14 protein-coding genes and 1 pseudogene are annotated in these 15,300 nt (G+C 74.0%); 5 read left to right on the top strand and 10 right to left on the bottom strand.

Features of this window, described 5'->3' with window-relative positions; genetic code table 11:
- Window positions 1-173: 173 nt before the first annotated feature.
- A complete protein-coding gene (gene snpA, locus RND61_RS01365; protein WP_315875733.1) occupies window positions 174-827 on the bottom strand; it encodes a snapalysin in 654 nt (217 codons plus the stop codon).
- Between the two features lie 200 nt (window positions 828-1,027).
- Between snpA and RND61_RS01360 the strand changes: the two genes are divergently transcribed.
- Entirely contained in the window at window positions 1,028-1,996 is a 969-nt protein-coding gene (locus RND61_RS01360; protein ID WP_315875732.1) for a LysR family transcriptional regulator, read from the top strand.
- A gap of 242 nt (window positions 1,997-2,238) precedes the next feature.
- Here the strand turns inward: RND61_RS01360 and RND61_RS01355 are convergent, their stop codons facing one another.
- The gene (locus RND61_RS01355) at window positions 2,239-2,622 is read right to left on the bottom strand and encodes a hypothetical protein (protein ID WP_315875731.1); all 384 of its coding nucleotides are present in this window, start codon (window positions 2,620-2,622) and stop codon (window positions 2,239-2,241) included.
- 48 nt (window positions 2,623-2,670) lie between these two features.
- Window positions 2,671-3,048 carry a hypothetical protein gene (locus RND61_RS01350; RefSeq protein WP_315875730.1) on the bottom strand — a complete coding sequence of 126 codons (378 nt, stop codon included), beginning with the start codon at window positions 3,046-3,048 and terminating at the stop codon, window positions 2,671-2,673.
- Window positions 3,049-3,719: 671 nt separating this feature from the next.
- On the opposite strand from RND61_RS01350, the gene RND61_RS01345 reads away from it, so the two are divergent.
- Entirely contained in the window at window positions 3,720-5,186 is a 1,467-nt protein-coding gene (locus RND61_RS01345; RefSeq protein WP_315875729.1) for a sensor histidine kinase, read from the top strand.
- A 13-nt stretch (window positions 5,187-5,199) separates the two neighbouring features.
- Window positions 5,200-5,877 (top strand): response regulator transcription factor, encoded by a 678-nt coding sequence (locus RND61_RS01340; protein ID WP_315875728.1) that lies wholly within the window; start codon window positions 5,200-5,202, stop codon window positions 5,875-5,877.
- On the opposite strand, the pseudogene RND61_RS01335 reads toward RND61_RS01340, so the two are convergent.
- From RND61_RS01335 to sodN, 3 genes and pseudogenes are all read right to left on the bottom strand, one after another.
- Window positions 5,878-6,585: pseudogene (locus tag RND61_RS01335) on the bottom strand (phosphatase PAP2 family protein); the annotation flags it as partial.
- Between the two features lie 294 nt (window positions 6,586-6,879).
- Window positions 6,880-8,106, bottom strand: coding sequence for an NAD(P)/FAD-dependent oxidoreductase (locus RND61_RS01330; protein ID WP_315875727.1), 1,227 nt, complete (start codon window positions 8,104-8,106; stop codon window positions 6,880-6,882).
- 334 nt (window positions 8,107-8,440) lie between these two features.
- Window positions 8,441-8,836 (bottom strand): superoxide dismutase, Ni, encoded by a 396-nt coding sequence (gene sodN / locus RND61_RS01325; RefSeq protein WP_023586605.1) that lies wholly within the window; start codon window positions 8,834-8,836, stop codon window positions 8,441-8,443.
- A 159-nt stretch (window positions 8,837-8,995) separates the two neighbouring features.
- On the opposite strand from sodN, the gene sodX reads away from it, so the two are divergent.
- A complete protein-coding gene (sodX, locus tag RND61_RS01320; RefSeq protein WP_315875726.1) occupies window positions 8,996-9,421 on the top strand; it encodes a nickel-type superoxide dismutase maturation protease in 426 nt (141 codons plus the stop codon).
- Here sodX and RND61_RS01315 read toward each other — a convergent pair.
- From RND61_RS01315 to RND61_RS01300, 4 genes are all read right to left on the bottom strand, one after another.
- Window positions 9,325-9,954 (bottom strand): CGNR zinc finger domain-containing protein, encoded by a 630-nt coding sequence (locus RND61_RS01315; protein ID WP_315875724.1) that lies wholly within the window; start codon window positions 9,952-9,954, stop codon window positions 9,325-9,327. The two genes, sodX and RND61_RS01315, sit on opposite strands and share 97 nt — an antisense overlap.
- A gap of 446 nt (window positions 9,955-10,400) precedes the next feature.
- On the bottom strand, window positions 10,401-11,168 hold the full coding sequence (locus tag RND61_RS01310; RefSeq protein ID WP_315875723.1) for an amino acid ABC transporter ATP-binding protein: 768 nt from the start codon (window positions 11,166-11,168) through the stop codon (window positions 10,401-10,403).
- Window positions 11,165-12,103 carry an amino acid ABC transporter permease gene (locus RND61_RS01305; protein WP_315875722.1) on the bottom strand — a complete coding sequence of 313 codons (939 nt, stop codon included), beginning with the start codon at window positions 12,101-12,103 and terminating at the stop codon, window positions 11,165-11,167. The genes RND61_RS01310 and RND61_RS01305 overlap by 4 nt, the downstream gene beginning before the upstream one ends.
- 43 nt (window positions 12,104-12,146) lie before the next feature.
- Window positions 12,147-13,136, bottom strand: coding sequence for an ABC transporter substrate-binding protein (locus RND61_RS01300; protein WP_315875721.1), 990 nt, complete (start codon window positions 13,134-13,136; stop codon window positions 12,147-12,149).
- Window positions 13,137-13,792: 656 nt separating this feature from the next.
- Here RND61_RS01300 and RND61_RS01295 point away from each other — a divergent pair.
- Window positions 13,793-15,016 carry an NAD(P)-dependent malic enzyme gene (locus RND61_RS01295; RefSeq protein WP_315875720.1) on the top strand — a complete coding sequence of 408 codons (1,224 nt, stop codon included), beginning with the start codon at window positions 13,793-13,795 and terminating at the stop codon, window positions 15,014-15,016.
- Window positions 15,017-15,300 lie beyond the last annotated feature (284 nt).

Below are 15,300 nucleotides of genomic sequence, written 5' to 3'. Positions count from 1 at the left end.
GGTCCCGACCCGTGGCCCCGGGGCGTGGCGGTGGTTCGGGCGGTGGCCTGTGGCCCGGCTCCCCGGGGCGGTTCACGGTGGCGGCCTGTGGCCCGGCTCGTGAGGGCGGTTCGCGGTGGCGGCGCCCCGGGGGACGTCCCGGGGCGCCGCCGTGCGCGCGGGGCCGGAGGCCGTCAGGAGGCCGGGGCGAGTCCCGCCAGGCCGTACCGCCACAGGGAGTCGACGCGGGCGCGCTCCTGTGCGTTCGGCGTCGCGTTGGTGCAGGACGGGCCGGGCCCGCCACCGGACATCAGCTCGCTGCACGGGCCCGAGTAGTTGTCCGGCAGGCCCAGGACGTGCCCGGTCTCGTGGGCGGTGACCCGGGTGGAGTTGTAGATCTGGTTCTGCCGGTAGTCGAGGAAGATGTAGCCGCGGCCGTGCCCGTCGGTGCTGGCGTACGAGCCGCGCGAGTCGTTCCCCTCGTAGTACCGGAAGTCCGGGGTGCTGCCCTCCTGGAGCTTCACGTTGGCGACCGAGCTGTTCCAGATCTGCGTCGAGCGGGCTATCTGGGTGCGGAAGGAGGGGGCGTTGGCCGTCGAGTACACGACCGTGACGGCCTGGGTGCCGGGGACGGCGGCGCGCTTCTTCGCCACCGACTCCATGACCGCCTCGAAGAAGGCCCTGTTGGCCCGGGCCTCCTCCGCCGAACCGGCGTACGCCGCGTACCCGGCGGTGGCGGTCGCCGGCGTGAGGGGCGCCGGGGCGGCGGTGGCGGTGGTCGCGGGCACGGCCGCGAGGGCGGCGGCGACGCCCAGTGCGGCGGCCAGTACGGCTCTGGGGTACTTCATGGGGGGCTCCTATTCGTCCTGAACGGCGGGGTGGACGCGTTCGGTTGGGACAGAGTGTCGGGGAGCCCCGAGGCCGTACGGATGATGGCAGCCGGCGATAGCACCAGCGCATCACCTCCGGCAACGCCCTTCGATCTGAAGGGAATTCACGCGTTCACGGCGTCTGGTGTGGTGCGAGGCACCCGCCCTACGCTCGGGGCATGGAGCTGGAGGTGAGGCATCTGCGGGCGCTGTGCGCCATCGCCGACGCGGGCAGCCTGCACAAGGCCGCCCGGGTCCTCGGGACGAGCCAGCCCTCGCTCACGACCCAGCTGCGGCGCATCGAGACCGCCCTCGGCGCCGAGCTGTTCACCCGGGGACGCACCGGCTGCCGGCCCACCCCACTCGGCCGGGACGTCCTCAGCCGCGCCCGTCCCCTCGTCGCCCAGCTCACGCTCCTCGTCAGCGAGACCCGCGCCGCCGCGGCCCGCACGGACGGCGCCCGGTTGAGGGTCGGCTCCACCGCCAGCCGCGCCCTCGCCGGCTGGCTGCGCCGGTTGCGGCAGCGGCTGCCCGGCACGGACATCACCCTGCACATGGACGTGTCCGCCAACGCCCTGCTGCGCGCGGTCGCCGCCGGGCAGCTCGACGTGGCGTTCGTCCACGAGGTGGAGGGCTGCCCGCTGCGCGTCCCCGAGGGACTGGAACGGCGGGTCCTGGTCGACCGGGAGCCGCAGTTCGTCTCCATGGCCCGCGACCACCCGGCCGCCGTCCTGCCCGTCGTCGACCTGGCCGACCTGGCGGAGGACCGGTGGATGGTCGACCCGACCGTCGACGGCGAGTGGGACGGGCTGCGGCGGGTCCTCGGCGCCGCCGGGATCGATCCGCCGGTGCTCCACGCCGACTACCACACGGCCGCGTCCCTCGTCGTCGCCGGCGAGGCCGTCGCCCCCTGCCAGCCCACCTCGGGCCCGCGCGACGACATGGCGATCCGCCCGCTGCGCGACGACCCGCTGGCCGTACGGCTCCTGCTCTGCCACCGGCCCGCGGAGGCAGGCGCGCCCGCGGCGCCCCTGTACGAGGCCGCCCACACCGAACTGGCCGCGGCCTACCGCGAGGTCGCCCTGCGCACCTCCGCCTACCGTCAGTGGCTGCTGCGCCACGGCAGCCCCCTCCTCCGCGCCGTCTGACCGCCCGTCCGGCCGTCACGCCCCGCCGCCCCGCTCCACCGCTCACTGGACCGCCGTGTGCCCGGCGGCCCCGCCGACGGCCCGGAGGCGTCGCCCGGGCGGGCTCCTCGTCTCCGGCCGTGCGGCGCGTGGCCGCAGGATCCGGCGCGTGGCCGCAGGATCCGGTGCGTGGGGGGGGCCGGCGGGGTGGTGCGGGGTGTGTGGGGGCCGGCGGGGCGGTGGCGGTGGGGGGCGCGGGTAGGTCAGCAGCGGGGGATGCCGGGGGCCGGGTCGGCGCCCACGTTCACGTTGCCGCCCCACATCCACACGTTGGAGTAGATGTGGCCGATGTCGTAGTCGATGACGGTGCCGTAGTACCAGACGCTGGTGCCGTAGGTGCCGACCTTCACGTACTGGCCGAGGGTGTAGCACTCGACGCCGGCCTCGGTCACCTTCGTCGTGGTGCCCCAGATGCGGCTGCTGGTGTTGGGCTGTTCGCGCAGGTTGCTGTGCGCCTGCACGGTCGTCGCATAGCCGGTGGTGCCGGTGGGCGCGGCCTCGGCGGTCCCGGCGGCGCCGAGCAGGGAGAGGGCCGCGCCGAGCACGAGCCCGGCGGCCGCGGTCGACCTGCTTCGCTTGGTCGTCATGGAGGTGCTCCTCGGTTCGTTCCGGTTGGGTTCGGTTCGTTTCGGGGTTCAGCAGCGGGGCACGTCGGGGTGGGGGTCCGCGCCGACGTTGACGTTGCCGCCCCAGACCCACACGCCGATGTACCCGTGCGGGGAACCGGGGGTGTCGTCGAAGACGTTGCCGAAGTACCAGACTTCGGTGCCGTAGGCGCCGACCTTCACGTACTGGCCGCGGGTGTGGCACTGGATCGCCGCCGTGCTCACGGACCGCGTGGTGCCGAGGTGTCTGCTGTTCGTGGTGGCCGCCGCCCGGATGTTGCTGCCGGCCTGCACGGTGGTGTTCACGCCCTGCGCGGCGGCGTGCGCGCCGCCCGCCGTCGCGAGGGGGGAGAGGGCCGCGCCGAGCGTCAGGCCCACGGCCGCCAGCCCGGCGGATCGTCTCACCATCGGTGTCCCCTTCCCGCGGGGGTGTTCCCCGTCCGGCCGTACGACGGGAGGGGAGGGGCGCCCGTATGACCGGGTCGCCGGGGAACCTCCGCGAGGCGCGCCCGCGAGGCGCACCGAGGGCGTCCACTCGCGGGCCGCCCGCCGGACGGTTCGCACAGACGCCCCGACCCGCGGGGACGGGCGGGGAGCGGCGCGAGCGGCGGCCCGGCGGCTTGGTGGCCCGGCGTACCGGCGGTCCGGCGGCCGGGTGGTCCGGCGGTCGGGTGGCCCGGCGTACCGACGGTCTGGTGGCGGGGTGGCCCGGCGTACCGGTGGTCCGGCGGGCACGCCCGGGTCGGGGCCGCCGCGCGACGCCTTCGACCAACACCGGCGCCGCCCGGCCTCGCACCGGCCCCGCCCGGCCTGCCCGATCCCGTACGGGTCCCGCCCGGTCCTGTACCGGCGCCGCCCGGTCCCGTACCGGCCTTGCACTGGTCCCGCCCGGCCTGCCCGGTCCCGTACGGGCCCCGCTCGGTCCCGTACCGGCGTCGCCCGGTCCCGTACCGGTCTTGCACCGGCCCTGCCCGGCCCCGCCCGGTGTCGGCTGGGGTACGGCGCGAGCCGCCACCGGCTGCCGGAAGGTGGACTTTCGGCAGTGTCCTGACGGCCCGGGCCCTGCGTACGGTCGCCCCATGGAGAGCACAGCGGGAAGGGGCGCCGCGGCCTGGACGACGGGCGCGCTGCTGGTGGCGGCGACCGTCGGGGCGGGGCTGAGCGTACGAAGCGACTGGTGGGCGCTGCCGACCGCGGCGGCCGCCTTCCTGGCCGGCTGCCGACCGGGCAGGGCGTGGCCGAGCGCCCTCGCGCTGGGTGGCGTCCTCGCGGCGGGCGTGCTGGCGGTCCTGGCGGTGCCGTCCTGGTTCGTGCACGCCACCGTCTTCGTGGGCGTGGTGGTGGCCGGCGCCATGCTGCCGTGGTGCGCGGGCCGGTTCTGGTGGCAGTACCGGGAGCTGGTCCGGGCCGGCTGGGAGCGCGCCGCGCACCTGGAGCGCGAGCAGCGGCTCGTCGCCGAGCAGGCCCGGCTGCGCGAACGGGCCCGCATCGCCCAGGACATGCACGACCTGCTCGGCCACGACCTGAGCCTGATCGCCCTGTCCGCCGGGGCGCTCCAACTCGCCCCCGGCCTCGCCGGCGAGCACCGCGCCACCGCACGGGACATCCGCGCCCGGGCGGGCGCCGCCGTGGAGCGGCTCGGGGAGGTCGTCGGCCTGTTGCGGGAGGAGGGCGCGCCGCCGGAGTCGACGCCGGGCAGCTCCCCGGACGCGGGGCTGGCCCGGCTGGTCGCCTCGGCGACCGCCTCGGGGCTCGCGGTGGAGCTGGGCGTCGAGGGCGCGGCACCGGCGGGGGAGGGCCTGCCGCCGGCCGTGGCGCGGGCGGCCCACCGCGTCGTCCAGGAGGCGCTCACCAATGTCGCCAAGCACGCCCCGGGCGCCACCGCCGTGGTCCGCCTGGTCCACGGCGACGGCCGGACGGAGGTGCGGGTGGAGAACGGTCCGGCGCCCCGCCCCCGGCCCGGCGCCCCCTCCGGCGGGGGGCGGGGCCTCATCGGCCTGGACGAGCGCGTACGGCTCGCGGGCGGCACCCTCCGGTACGGCCCGGAGGGCGGCGGCTTCGCGGTCACCGCCGTCCTCCCGCACACCGCCCCCGTACGCCCGTCGGAGCCCGCCGGCCACGCGGCGTCCGACCGCGTGGCGCCGGACCGCACGGCGTCCGATCGCGTCCCGCTCCCGCAGGAGCACCGGCGCGCCCGCCGCCGCGCCGGGCGGGCGCTCGCGGCCCTCGCGGTGGTCCCGGTGGCGACCGGCGCGGTCCTCACCGCCGCCCTCGTCGGCTGGGAGGCGGCCACGGCGACCCAGGCCGTCCTCGAACCCGGCGCCTACGCCCGACTGCGGATCGGGCAGGATCGGACGGAGGTGGCGCGGCTGCTGCCGGAACGTCAACTGGTCAGCCGGCCGGCGGTACCGGAACCGGAGGGAGAGGGCATCGCATGCGAGTACTACGCCATCACGGCCGACCACTTCGACGACCGGTCGGGCGACGCGTACCGCCTCTGCTTCCGCGGCGGCGCCCTGTGGTCCCGCGACGTGGTCACTCCGTGAACGGCGGCGCGCGATGATCCGGACACTGATCGCCGACGACGAGCCGATGGTCCGCGCGGGCGTCCGCGCCGTCCTCGCCACCGACCCCGGCATCGAGGTCGTCGCGGAGGCGGGCGACGGCCACGACGCCGTCGAGCTGACCCTCCGCCACCGGCCCGACGTCGCCGTCCTCGACATCCGCATGCCCGGCCTGGACGGCATCCGCGCGGCGGCCGAGATCCGCCGCGCGGCACCCGCCACGGGGGTGGTCGTCCTGACGACCTTCGGGGAGGACGACTACATCCTCCAGGCCCTCGGCAACGGCGCCGCCGGCTTCCTGATCAAGTCGGGCGAGCCCGAGGAGCTGATCGCGGGCGTCCGCGCGGTGGCGGACGGCGCCGCCTACCTGTCACCGAAGGTCGCCGCGCGCGTGGTCGCGCACCTCGCCGCTACCGGCGCCGGCGACCGGGCCGCCCGGCGCGACACCGCCCGCGAACGGGTCGCGTCGCTCACCCCACGCGAGCGGGACGTCCTGTCCCTGCTCGGCACGGGCCTGTCCAACGCCCAGATCGCCCGCCGGCTCCACGTCGTGGAGGGCACCGTGAAGGCCCACGTCAGCTCGATCCTGTCCCGCCTGGGCGTCGACAACCGGGCCGCGGCCGCCGTCGTCGCCCACGAGGCGGGCATCGTCCCGCCGCCGGACCGCCCGTGACCCGGCGCGCGTCGCCAGGGTCCGCGCGGTGAGCCGCCGCGCGGGCGGACCCCCGACCAGCGCGGCGGCCACCGCGAAGGCCCCGCCGAGTACGGCGCCCGCGGCCACGTCGTGCGGGTAGTGCACGCCCACCAGCACCCGCAGCAGCGCGGCGGCCACCGCGAGCGGCAGCGTCAGCAGGGCCAGCCCGGGCCGTACGAGGGCCAGGCCGACGGCCAGCGCGGCGGCGAGGGTCGCGTGGTTGCTGGGGAACGACCAGTCGCCCGGCTCGGGGCACTCCGCCACCACCCGCGCGACCGCCCCGAGCACCCGGCAGGGCCGCTCCTCGTCGACGATCAGCTTGACGGCCTCGCTCACCCCGTACGCCACGACGGTCCCCACCCCGGCCAGCACCGTCCCGGCGACCCGGCGCGCGTCCCCAGCGCGCAACCCCGCCCACCACACGGCGAGGAGCAGCACCCCGAGCACCACGAGCGTCCCCTCGGTGGCCACCTCCAACAGCCCGCCCAGCCACCCGGGCCCGTCCACCGCGGCCCCGCTCAGCGCCCGGTACGCGTCCGCGGAGGCCCCGGTGGTCACGGCCGTCGCACCGGGATTCCCCAGCCCCCCGGGCGCGAGCCACACGACGACGCCCCCGCCGATCCCGAGGGCACCCCCACCCCCTGCCAACCGAGCCGCCCGCGTGCCACGCCGAAGTCCCTTGTCCATGCCGCCGAAGCTAGAGGCCGACCCGCCCCGGAACCCCTGCCGAACAGCGGCTGCACCCCCCGACGAAAGTCAGGGCCGACCCCGATCCCGACCCCGACCGCCGAGGCCCCGCTCTCCGGGCGGCTGTCGGAGCGCGGCCTTGCCGCATGGCGCGAGGGGCGATGTGGCCTGACCCCGGACGGCCCCCGGCCCCGGATGGCCCCCGCCCCCGGACGGCCCCCGCCCCCGGACGGCCGTCGGAGCGCGGCGCGGACCCCCGGCCCGCACCGACGGGTCCGCGCCGACGGAACCGCGTCAGTGCGCGTCGTAGATGCCCCGGTAGTGGCCCAGGGCCGTCTCGCGGATCTTCTCGTCGCTCCACGAGGCGAAACGGCCGGGGGCCAGCCGCTCGGGGTCGACGAGCAGGTCGCCGGTGTCCAGGAGCATGTTCGCCAGCTGGCGGCCGACACCGCCCGCGTGCGTGACCCAGGACGCCTCCGCGCACCACAGGCCGGCCACCCCGGCGGGTCCGACCAGCGGGAGCTCGTCGGGGGTCAGGGCGAACACGCCGTTGAGGCGTCGCCCCCTCGGCGCCGTGCGGAAGACCGGCACGAGCTCGGTCGCCTCGGCGAGGGCGGGACCGAAGGCGCTTTCGCTGAAGGGGAGTTCCGCGGAGGCGAGCGAGGCCGACGGAGTCAGCGGGAGCGGGGCGTGGGCGTAACTCCCCAGTCCGTAGCGGCGGCCGTGGCGGCGGGCGTAGACGGTGTGGTCGGGGTAGCGGACGATCGGCGCGTCGATGGGGGTGTCGTCGAGTCCGGGCAACTCGGCGGTGAACAGGTAGGGGTGCTGGACGTCCACCATGGGCAGCCGCACCCCGACCTCCGCCGCCAGCACGGGCCCCCAGATCCCGGTGGCCAGCACGACCCGGCCGGCGCGCAGCAGCGTGCCGTCCGCGCCCGCGCGCACGCCCACCACCCGGCCGCCCTCGGTCTCCAGCGCCCGCACCGGCGTGCCGAAGCGGAAACGCGCCCCGCCCTCCTCCGCGGCCTCGACGAGGGCGAGGGTGAGCGCGACCGGGTCGGCCGCGCCGTCGGACGGCAGGTACAGCCCGCCCAGGGCGCGGTCGGCGTCGACCAGCGCGGGCGCCAGGGCGACGGCCTCGGCGGCGTCGACCACACGCGCCTCCAGCCCGACCCGCCGGCCCTGCTCGGCATCCCGGTGGGCCTGCTCCAGGCGGGCGGGGGTGGTGGCGACCTCCAGGCAGCCGACCTGCCGGAAGACCGGTGCGGGCACGGCCTCCGAGAGCGCGCGGTAGAGGGCGACGCTCTGCCGGGCCAGCGCCGTCAACTCCGGGCTGGCGCTGAGCTGTCCCACGAAACCGGGCGCCAGGCCGGTCGACCCGGGCAGCACGGCACGGTCACGGGCATCGAGCACGGTCACCCGGTCGTGCCCCAGCCGCGTGAGGTGGTACGCGACCGAGGCCCCCACCACACCGGCCCCGACGATCAGGATCTCCTCCGCGGACCGCTTCCCCGCACTCATTCCCACACCCGTCTCCTCTGGTTCGGCAGCGCCGTCTCCCCGCACGCCCGGACAGGAAGGATCCTCGGCCACGGGCGATGGACGTCCAAGAGGCAGGTGGATCCGGCGACGAATGGCCCTACGGGCCCGGCGAGTCCGGCAGGACGTCCTTTGGCGTGCCGCCCATGCCGCAACATCAGGACGAATGGCTGCGCCCCCTCCCGCGTCTCAATGTACGAGACATCCTGTTCCGAGGTACGGGAAGGGCCCGATGAAGGGCCCGGCCGCACTGAGCGGCCGGGCCCCGTTCGCGCGTTCCAGCCCGCGGCTCCCCTGTGGGGCCGCGGGACGGGGATCAGGCCTTCTTGGTCTCCCAGAAGATGCGGTCGATCTCGGCGATGAGCTCCAGGGCCTTCTCGCCGGTCTTCGGGTCCGTCGACGCCTTGGCGGCCGACAGGGCCTTCAGGGTGTCGTTGACCAGCTGGTGCAGCTCCGGGTACTTCTCGAAGTGCGGGGCCTTGAAGTAGTCGCTCCACAGCACGGAGACGTGGTGCTTCGCCAGCTCGGCGCGCTGCTCCTTGATCACCGTGGCGCGGGCCTGGAAGTGCGGGTCGTCGTTCGCGGCCATCTTCTCCTGGACGGCCTTGACCGACTCGGCCTCGATGCGGGCCTGAGCAGGGTCGTAGACACCGCAAGGCAGGTCGCAGTGGGCGCTGACCTTGACCTTCGGGGCAAACAGGCGGGAAAGCATGCAGCTGTCCTTCCTCGTGATCGTCTTCTCAGGTGGGACATTACTCGGTGAGGGACCGGTTTTCGCGAGCGCCCCCTGAGGCTTAGGACAAAAGTCCGGGGTGATCATGGGACCGGTGGAGGAACCGCACGTGGGAACCCCGGCAGGTGGTGGACGCTGATGACGGAACGAGGGCGCGGGCCCTTGCTGCCCTTCGGGATCGCGGAGGTGACGGGGCCCTCCATGGTGCCCACGCTGCACCACGGGGACCGGCTGCTGGTGCACTACGGGGCGCCGTTGCGCCCCGGCGCGGTGGTCGTGCTGCGCCATCCGCTCCAGCAGGACCTGCTGATCGTCAAGCGGCTGGTGGAGCGGCGCGACGGCGGCTGGTGGGTGCTGGGGGACAACCGGGCCGCCGAGGCGGTGGACAGCAGGGCCTTCGGGACGGTCCCCTCCGAGCTGGTGCTGGGCCGGGTCCGGGCGCGGTACCGGGGCGTCCGGCCCGGGCGTCAGCGGTCCGTCGGCGTCGTGCTGGCCTGGCTGCTCTCGGCCGTGCGGCCGGTGCTCGCGGACCGCTCGGTCTCCAAGCGCTTGCGGGCCCGGTAGGCGGCCACGTTGGCGCGGGTGGCGCAGCGGTCGGAGCAGTAGCGGCGGGAGCGGTTGGTGGAGGTGTCCAGGTACGCGTTGCGGCACGGGGCCGCCTGGCACAGGCCCAGCCGGTCCGCGCCGAACTCCGTGAGGTGGAACGCCAGGCCCATGGCGGCGACGGCGGCGTACCCGGCGGTCGCGTTCGACGGGTGTTCCGCCAGGTGCATGTGCCAGCGGGGGTGGCCCTCGTCGTCGAGCAGGTCGTGGCCGGAGATCTGGGGGCTGACCGGGAACTCCAGCAGCAGCGAGTTCAGCAGGTCCACCGCCCGCGCCGGGTCGCCCTCGTCGGCCGCCGTGAAGACCGCCCGCAGCCGCGCCCGCACCGCGCGGAACCGGGTCACGTCGCCGTCCGTCACCCGGCGGGACATCTGGGACATCTCGATGAACAGGTCCCGCACCGCCTCGACGGAGGTGAGGGAGTCCTTGTTGCGCGCCGGCTCCTCGGTGTTCACCAGACGCACGGCGTAATCCGAGTAATAGGCCAGTTCCACGAGAAATCCTTACCGGAGCGGTCTTGGGTTCGACGGTTCAAGGGTAAGAGACGAATGTGGAATTCGGGTGTTACTGGATGGATTGTGTCCAGTCCGCCCCCGGGCCGGGAGGCGCCTTCGGGCCGGGAGGCGCCTTCGGGCCGGGGGGCGCTTCCGGCTCGACCCGGCCGGTCCAGCCCCCGGCTCCGCCGGCCCACCCCCGGCCCGGCCACCCCCGGCCCGGCCACCCCCGGCCCGGCCACTCCCGGTCCGGCCGCCTCCGGCTCGCAGCCCCCGGTTCGGCCCGGCCGCCTCCGGCCAGGTTCGGCCGGTCCAGCCCCAGGCCCACCCGCCACGGCCGGCGCCGCACGGCCGCGCCGCGCGCGGAAGAAGGGGCCGCGCGGAGAAGGGGCGGTACGGGCGCCGGTGCCCGTACCGCCCCCTCGCCGCGCGGCTCGCCGAGCCGGTCAGAGGACCTTCGACAGGAACGCCTTCGTCCGGTCGTGCTGCGGGTTGGTCAGGACGTCCCGCGGGCGGCCCGACTCGACCACCACGCCGCCGTCCATGAAGACCAACGAGTCGCCGACCTCGCGCGCGAAGCCCATCTCGTGCGTGACGACGACCATCGTCATGCCCGACTCGGCCAGGTCCCGCATGACGTCCAGCACGTCGCCCACGAGCTCCGGGTCGAGCGCCGACGTCGGCTCGTCGAACAGCATCAGCTTCGGCTCCATGGCCAGCGCGCGGGCGATCGCCACCCGCTGCTGCTGGCCGCCGGAGAGCTGCGACGGGTAGTGGTCGGCGCGGTCCGCGAGGCCGACCCGGTCCAGCAGCTTCAGCGCCCGCTCCCGGGCCACGGCCTTGGTCTCCCGCTTGACCTGGACCGGCGCCTCCATGACGTTCTCCAGGGCCGTCATGTGCGGGAACAGGTTGAAGCGCTGGAACACCATGCCGATGTCCCGCCGCTTCAGCGCGACCTCGCTGTCCTTGAGCTCGTACAGCTTGTCGCCCTTCTGGCGGTAGCCGACCAGCTCGCCGTCGACGTACAGCCGGCCGGCGTTGATCTTCTCCAGGTGGTTGATGCAGCGCAGGAACGTCGACTTGCCGGAGCCGGACGGGCCGATGAGGCAGAACACCTCGCCCGGCGCGACCTCCAGGTCGATGCCCTTGAGGATGTGCGCGGCGCCGTAGGACTTGTGGACGCCCTCGGCCTTCACCATGGCGGTCGCGGTCATGCCGTGCCTCCCTGCCGGCTGGAGAACGACAGCAGGTGCGTCTTCACCTTCTGCCAGGGGGTGGCCGGAAGCGAGCGCGAGCTGCCGCGCGCGTAGTACCGCTCCAGGTAGTACTGCCCGACGCTGAGGATCGAGGTCATGATCAGGTACCAGGTGGCGGCCAGGAAGAACATCTCCACCGGGGCACCGGACGACTGCCCGATGTCCTGTGCGTGCTTGAACAGTTCGGCGTACTGCACCGCCGCCACCAGCGAGGTCGTCTTCAGCATGTTGATGACCTCGTTGCCCGTCGGGGGCACGATGACGCGCATCGCCTGCGGGACCACGATGCGGCGCAGCGTCTTGCTGTGGCTCATGCCCAGCGCGTGGGCGGCCTCGGTCTGGCCCTCGTCGACCGCGAGGAGGCCCGCGCGGCAGATCTCGGCCATGTACGCGGCCTCGTTCAGGCCCAGGCCCAGGAGCGCCGTCAGGAACGGCGTCATGAAGTCGGACCACTCGTCCTTGTAGACCGGCCCGAGGTCGATGTAGGTGAAGACCAGGCCCAGGTTGAACCAGACGAAGAGCTGGACCAGGACCGGGGTGCCCCGGAAGAACCAGATGTAGAACCAGGCGATCGACGACGTCACCGGGTTCTTCGACAGCCGCATGACGGCGAGGAGGATGCCGCCGACGATGCCGATGGTCATCGACAGGACCGTCAGGAGCAGCGTCTGGCCGACGCCCTCGATGATCCGGTCGTCGAAGAAGTAGTCGGGGATGGCGCCCCAGTTGATCTTGCCTTGAGCGAACGCGTACACGATCGCGGCGAGGGCCGCGATGGCGACGGCGGCGCTGACGTACCGGCCGTAGTGGCGGACCGGAATCGCCTTGATCGCCTCGGGGCCGGAGGGCGGGACGGTGTCCTCCGGGCCCTTCTTCTCGATGTCAGTTGTCACAGTGGTGGTGCCTCTCAGTGGCCTGCTGGTGCCCGGCCGGGGGTCAGGAACCGCCGTTGATCTTGGCCTCGGTCACGGCGCCCTGGGAGACGCCCCACTTGTCGAGGATCTTCTTGTACTCGCCGTTGGCGATGATCGCGTCCATGGCGGCCTTGATCGCGTCGCGCAGCTGCGTGTTGCCCTTGGCGACCGCGATGCCGTACGGGGCGGCCTCGACCTGCTCGCCGACCATCTGGAAGTCCTTGCCGCCGCCGGAGGTCTTCACGGTGTACGCGGCGACCGGGAAGTCCGAGGAACCGGCGTCCGCGCCGCCCGCGCGCAGGCGGGTCTGGGCCAGCTGGTCGTTGTCGAAGGACTCGATCGTGATCGCGGGCTTCTTGCCGTCCGCGCACTTCTTCGACTCGGCCTTGGCCAGGTCCTCCGAGACCGTGCCGCGCTGGACGACGATCTTCTTGCCGCAGAGGTCCGACCAGGTCTTGATGCCCTTGTCGTCGCCCTTCCTGGTGTAGATGGAGACGCCGGCGTTGAAGTAGTCGACGAAGTCGACGCCCTCGCCGACCTTCTTCCCCGTCTCCGGGTCGATGCCCTCCTGGCGCTCCTTCGTGTCCGTCATGGCGGACATCGCGATGTCGTACCGCTTGGCGCGCAGACCGGTGACCAGGGTGTCGAAGGTGGCGCCCTCGAACTCGAACGTCACGCCGAGCTGCTTGCTCATCGCCTCGGCGAGGTCGGGGTCGATGCCGACCGTCTTGCCGTCCTTGTCCTTGAACTCGACGGGTGCGTACGCGATGTCCGAACCGACCTTGATGGAGCCCTTGTCCCGGATGGCCTGCGGCAGCCTGTCGGCGAGCGGGGCGGAGGTGACCGCCGCGCCCTTGGTCTCCTTGTCGGAGGCGCCGTTCTGCGTCTGGTCGCCGCACGCGGTGAGCAGCAGGGCGCCGGCGACCGCGGTCGCAGCGACCGCGGCGGTCCGGGACGACCGCGGCGTCCAGGTCTTCGCGGCGGTCGAGCGGCGGGTGGTGCTTGCGGTCATGGTCGGGTTCCTCCGGCGGGTGAAGGGAATGCCAAGGGGTCGGGCACGCGCCTTCGAGTGTCGCGACCTCGTGTGATTACGGCATCTTGCCATTCGGACCACCCCCCACAAGGGGCTCCGCATGTCAAAATCGGATAACGGGTGACCCCTGAACCTCAACGCCCCGGCCCATCACGGCCGGACCTTCTGCGGACCTCTCGGTACCGCGCCGGAAAATCTCCTGCCGATCTCGGTATCCGGACGGGATTGCGGTTGCAATCCGGAGCCGGAGAGGACGTGTCCAGACATTCGCCTATGAGTCATGTCACCGAGGCGCGGAGCACTCCGGGGCGAATGGCCGGATGTGCCGCCCCGGCGGTCCGGCGCGGCGGACCGCCCGGCGGGGCGGCCCGACCGTTCCGGCCGGGGCGCCGCGGGGCCCGGTGGCCGGCCCGCGGGAATCGGACTCGTCCGGCGGGGCCTCCGTCAGGTAAGAAGGATCCTTACACCCCTCATCCGGGGCTCAGGGCGCGTTGTGCGGCGCGCCCGCGCGTCCGTACCAGTCCCCGCGGGGGCGGGCCAACCGCCTGACGCGAGGCACGGACGCGGTGCCCGCCCACCCCTCCTCAACCAGGAGTGGCAACCCTCGAACATGAAGAATTAAGGGGTAAACCCACATGGCAGCGGAGATCGTCAACCCTCGTAGCGACAGCGACACCGCAGGCGGTGCGCAGAGCGCTTCGGACGAACCCTTCGATCCGGCATTCGCCCTCCACCGGGGCGGAAAGATGGCCGTGCAGGCCACCGTCCCGATCCGCGACAAGGACGACCTGTCCCTCGCGTACACGCCCGGCGTGGCGAAGGTGTGCAGCGCCATCGCCGAGCGTCCCGAACTCGTCCACGACTACACCTGGAAGTCCCAGGTCGTCGCCGTCGTCACGGACGGTACGGCCGTCCTGGGCCTCGGCGACATCGGGCCCGAGGCCTCGCTCCCCGTGATGGAGGGCAAGGCCATCCTGTTCAAGCAGTTCGGCGGCGTGGACGCGGTGCCCGTCGCGCTCGCCACGACCGACGCCGACGAGATCGTCGAGACCGTCGTCCGGCTCGCCCCCTCCTTCGGCGGGGTGAACCTGGAGGACATCTCGGCGCCCCGGTGCTTCGAGATCGAGCGGAAGCTCCAGGAGCGCCTCGACATCCCGGTCTTCCACGACGACCAGCACGGCACGGCCGTCGTCACCCTCGCGGCCCTGCGCAACGCGGCCAAGCTCACCGGGCGCGGTCTCGGCGACCTGCGCGCCGTGATCTCCGGCGCGGGTGCGGCCGGTGTGGCGATCGCGAAGTTCCTGCTGGAGGCCGGCCTCGGCGATGTCGCGGTCACCGACCGCAAGGGCGTCGTCAGCCGGGACCGGGACGACCTGACGCCGGTCAAGCGGGAGATCGCCGAGCTCACCAACAAGGCGGGCCTGTCCGGCTCGCTGGAGTCGGCCCTCGCCGGCGCGGACGTCTTCATCGGCGTCTCCGGCGGTACGGTGCCGGAGCCCGCGGTCGCGTCGATGGCGCCGAACTCGTTCGTGTTCGCCATGGCCAACCCGAACCCGGAGGTCCACCCCGACGTCGCGCACAAGTACGCGGCGGTCGTGGCCACCGGCCGGTCGGACTTCCCGAACCAGATCAACAACGTGCTGGCCTTCCCCGGGATCTTCGCGGGCGCGCTCCAGGTGCGGGCCTCCCGCATCACGGAGGGCATGAAGATCGCGGCGGCCAACGCGCTGGCGGACGTCGTCGGCGACGAGCTCGCCGCCGACTACGTGATCCCGTCGCCGTTCGACGAGCGCGTCGCCCCGGCGGTCACCGCGGCCGTCGCGGCGGCCGCCCGCGCGGAGGGCGTCGCCCGCCGCTGATCCACCCGGAGGGCCGTGCGGCCACCCCGTGCGGGGGTGGGCCGTGCGGCCCTTCGGCGTGCCGGGGTGGGTTCCCCCGGGCCCTGTGTCTTGGGCTCCCTGTGCCTGCGGCCCCTGTGTCTTGGGCTCTCTGAGCCTGGGGGCTCTGTGTCTCGGGTTCCTCGTGCCCTGAGCCACCCGCGCTTCGGGCTCCTCAGCCCCCGGGCCCCGAGTCCCCGCGCCTTGGGCCCCCGTGCCCCGCGCCACCCGGAGCGGGATCCGCCGGACGGGCCGGTGCCGGGGCG

This window comes from Streptomyces tamarix, assembly GCF_032423885.1.
Classification (GTDB): Bacteria; Actinomycetota; Actinomycetes; order Streptomycetales; family Streptomycetaceae; genus Streptomyces; species Streptomyces tamarix.
The sequence above is the reverse complement of the archived record's forward strand: the minus strand, read 5'-3'. Positions and strand labels throughout refer to the sequence as shown.

Bases quoted from the DNA above. Each gene is read 5' to 3' on its own strand.
- snpA (WP_315875733.1), bottom strand. From the start codon at position 827: ATGAAGTACCCCAGAGCCGTACTGGCCGCCGCACTGGGCGTCGCCGCC.
- RND61_RS01360 (WP_315875732.1), top strand. From the start codon at position 1,028: ATGGAGCTGGAGGTGAGGCATCTGCGGGCGCTGTGCGCCATCGCCGAC.
- RND61_RS01355 (WP_315875731.1), bottom strand. From the start codon at position 2,622: ATGACGACCAAGCGAAGCAGGTCGACCGCGGCCGCCGGGCTCGTGCTC.
- RND61_RS01350 (WP_315875730.1), bottom strand. From the start codon at position 3,048: ATGGTGAGACGATCCGCCGGGCTGGCGGCCGTGGGCCTGACGCTCGGC.
- RND61_RS01345 (WP_315875729.1), top strand. From the start codon at position 3,720: ATGGAGAGCACAGCGGGAAGGGGCGCCGCGGCCTGGACGACGGGCGCG.
- RND61_RS01340 (WP_315875728.1), top strand. From the start codon at position 5,200: ATGATCCGGACACTGATCGCCGACGACGAGCCGATGGTCCGCGCGGGC.
- RND61_RS01330 (WP_315875727.1), bottom strand. From the start codon at position 8,106: ATGAGTGCGGGGAAGCGGTCCGCGGAGGAGATCCTGATCGTCGGGGCC.
- sodN (WP_023586605.1), bottom strand. From the start codon at position 8,836: ATGCTTTCCCGCCTGTTTGCCCCGAAGGTCAAGGTCAGCGCCCACTGC.
- sodX (WP_315875726.1), top strand. From the start codon at position 8,996: ATGACGGAACGAGGGCGCGGGCCCTTGCTGCCCTTCGGGATCGCGGAG.
- RND61_RS01310 (WP_315875723.1), bottom strand. From the start codon at position 11,168: ATGACCGCGACCGCCATGGTGAAGGCCGAGGGCGTCCACAAGTCCTAC.
- RND61_RS01300 (WP_315875721.1), bottom strand. From the start codon at position 13,136: ATGACCGCAAGCACCACCCGCCGCTCGACCGCCGCGAAGACCTGGACG.
- RND61_RS01295 (WP_315875720.1), top strand. From the start codon at position 13,793: ATGGCAGCGGAGATCGTCAACCCTCGTAGCGACAGCGACACCGCAGGC.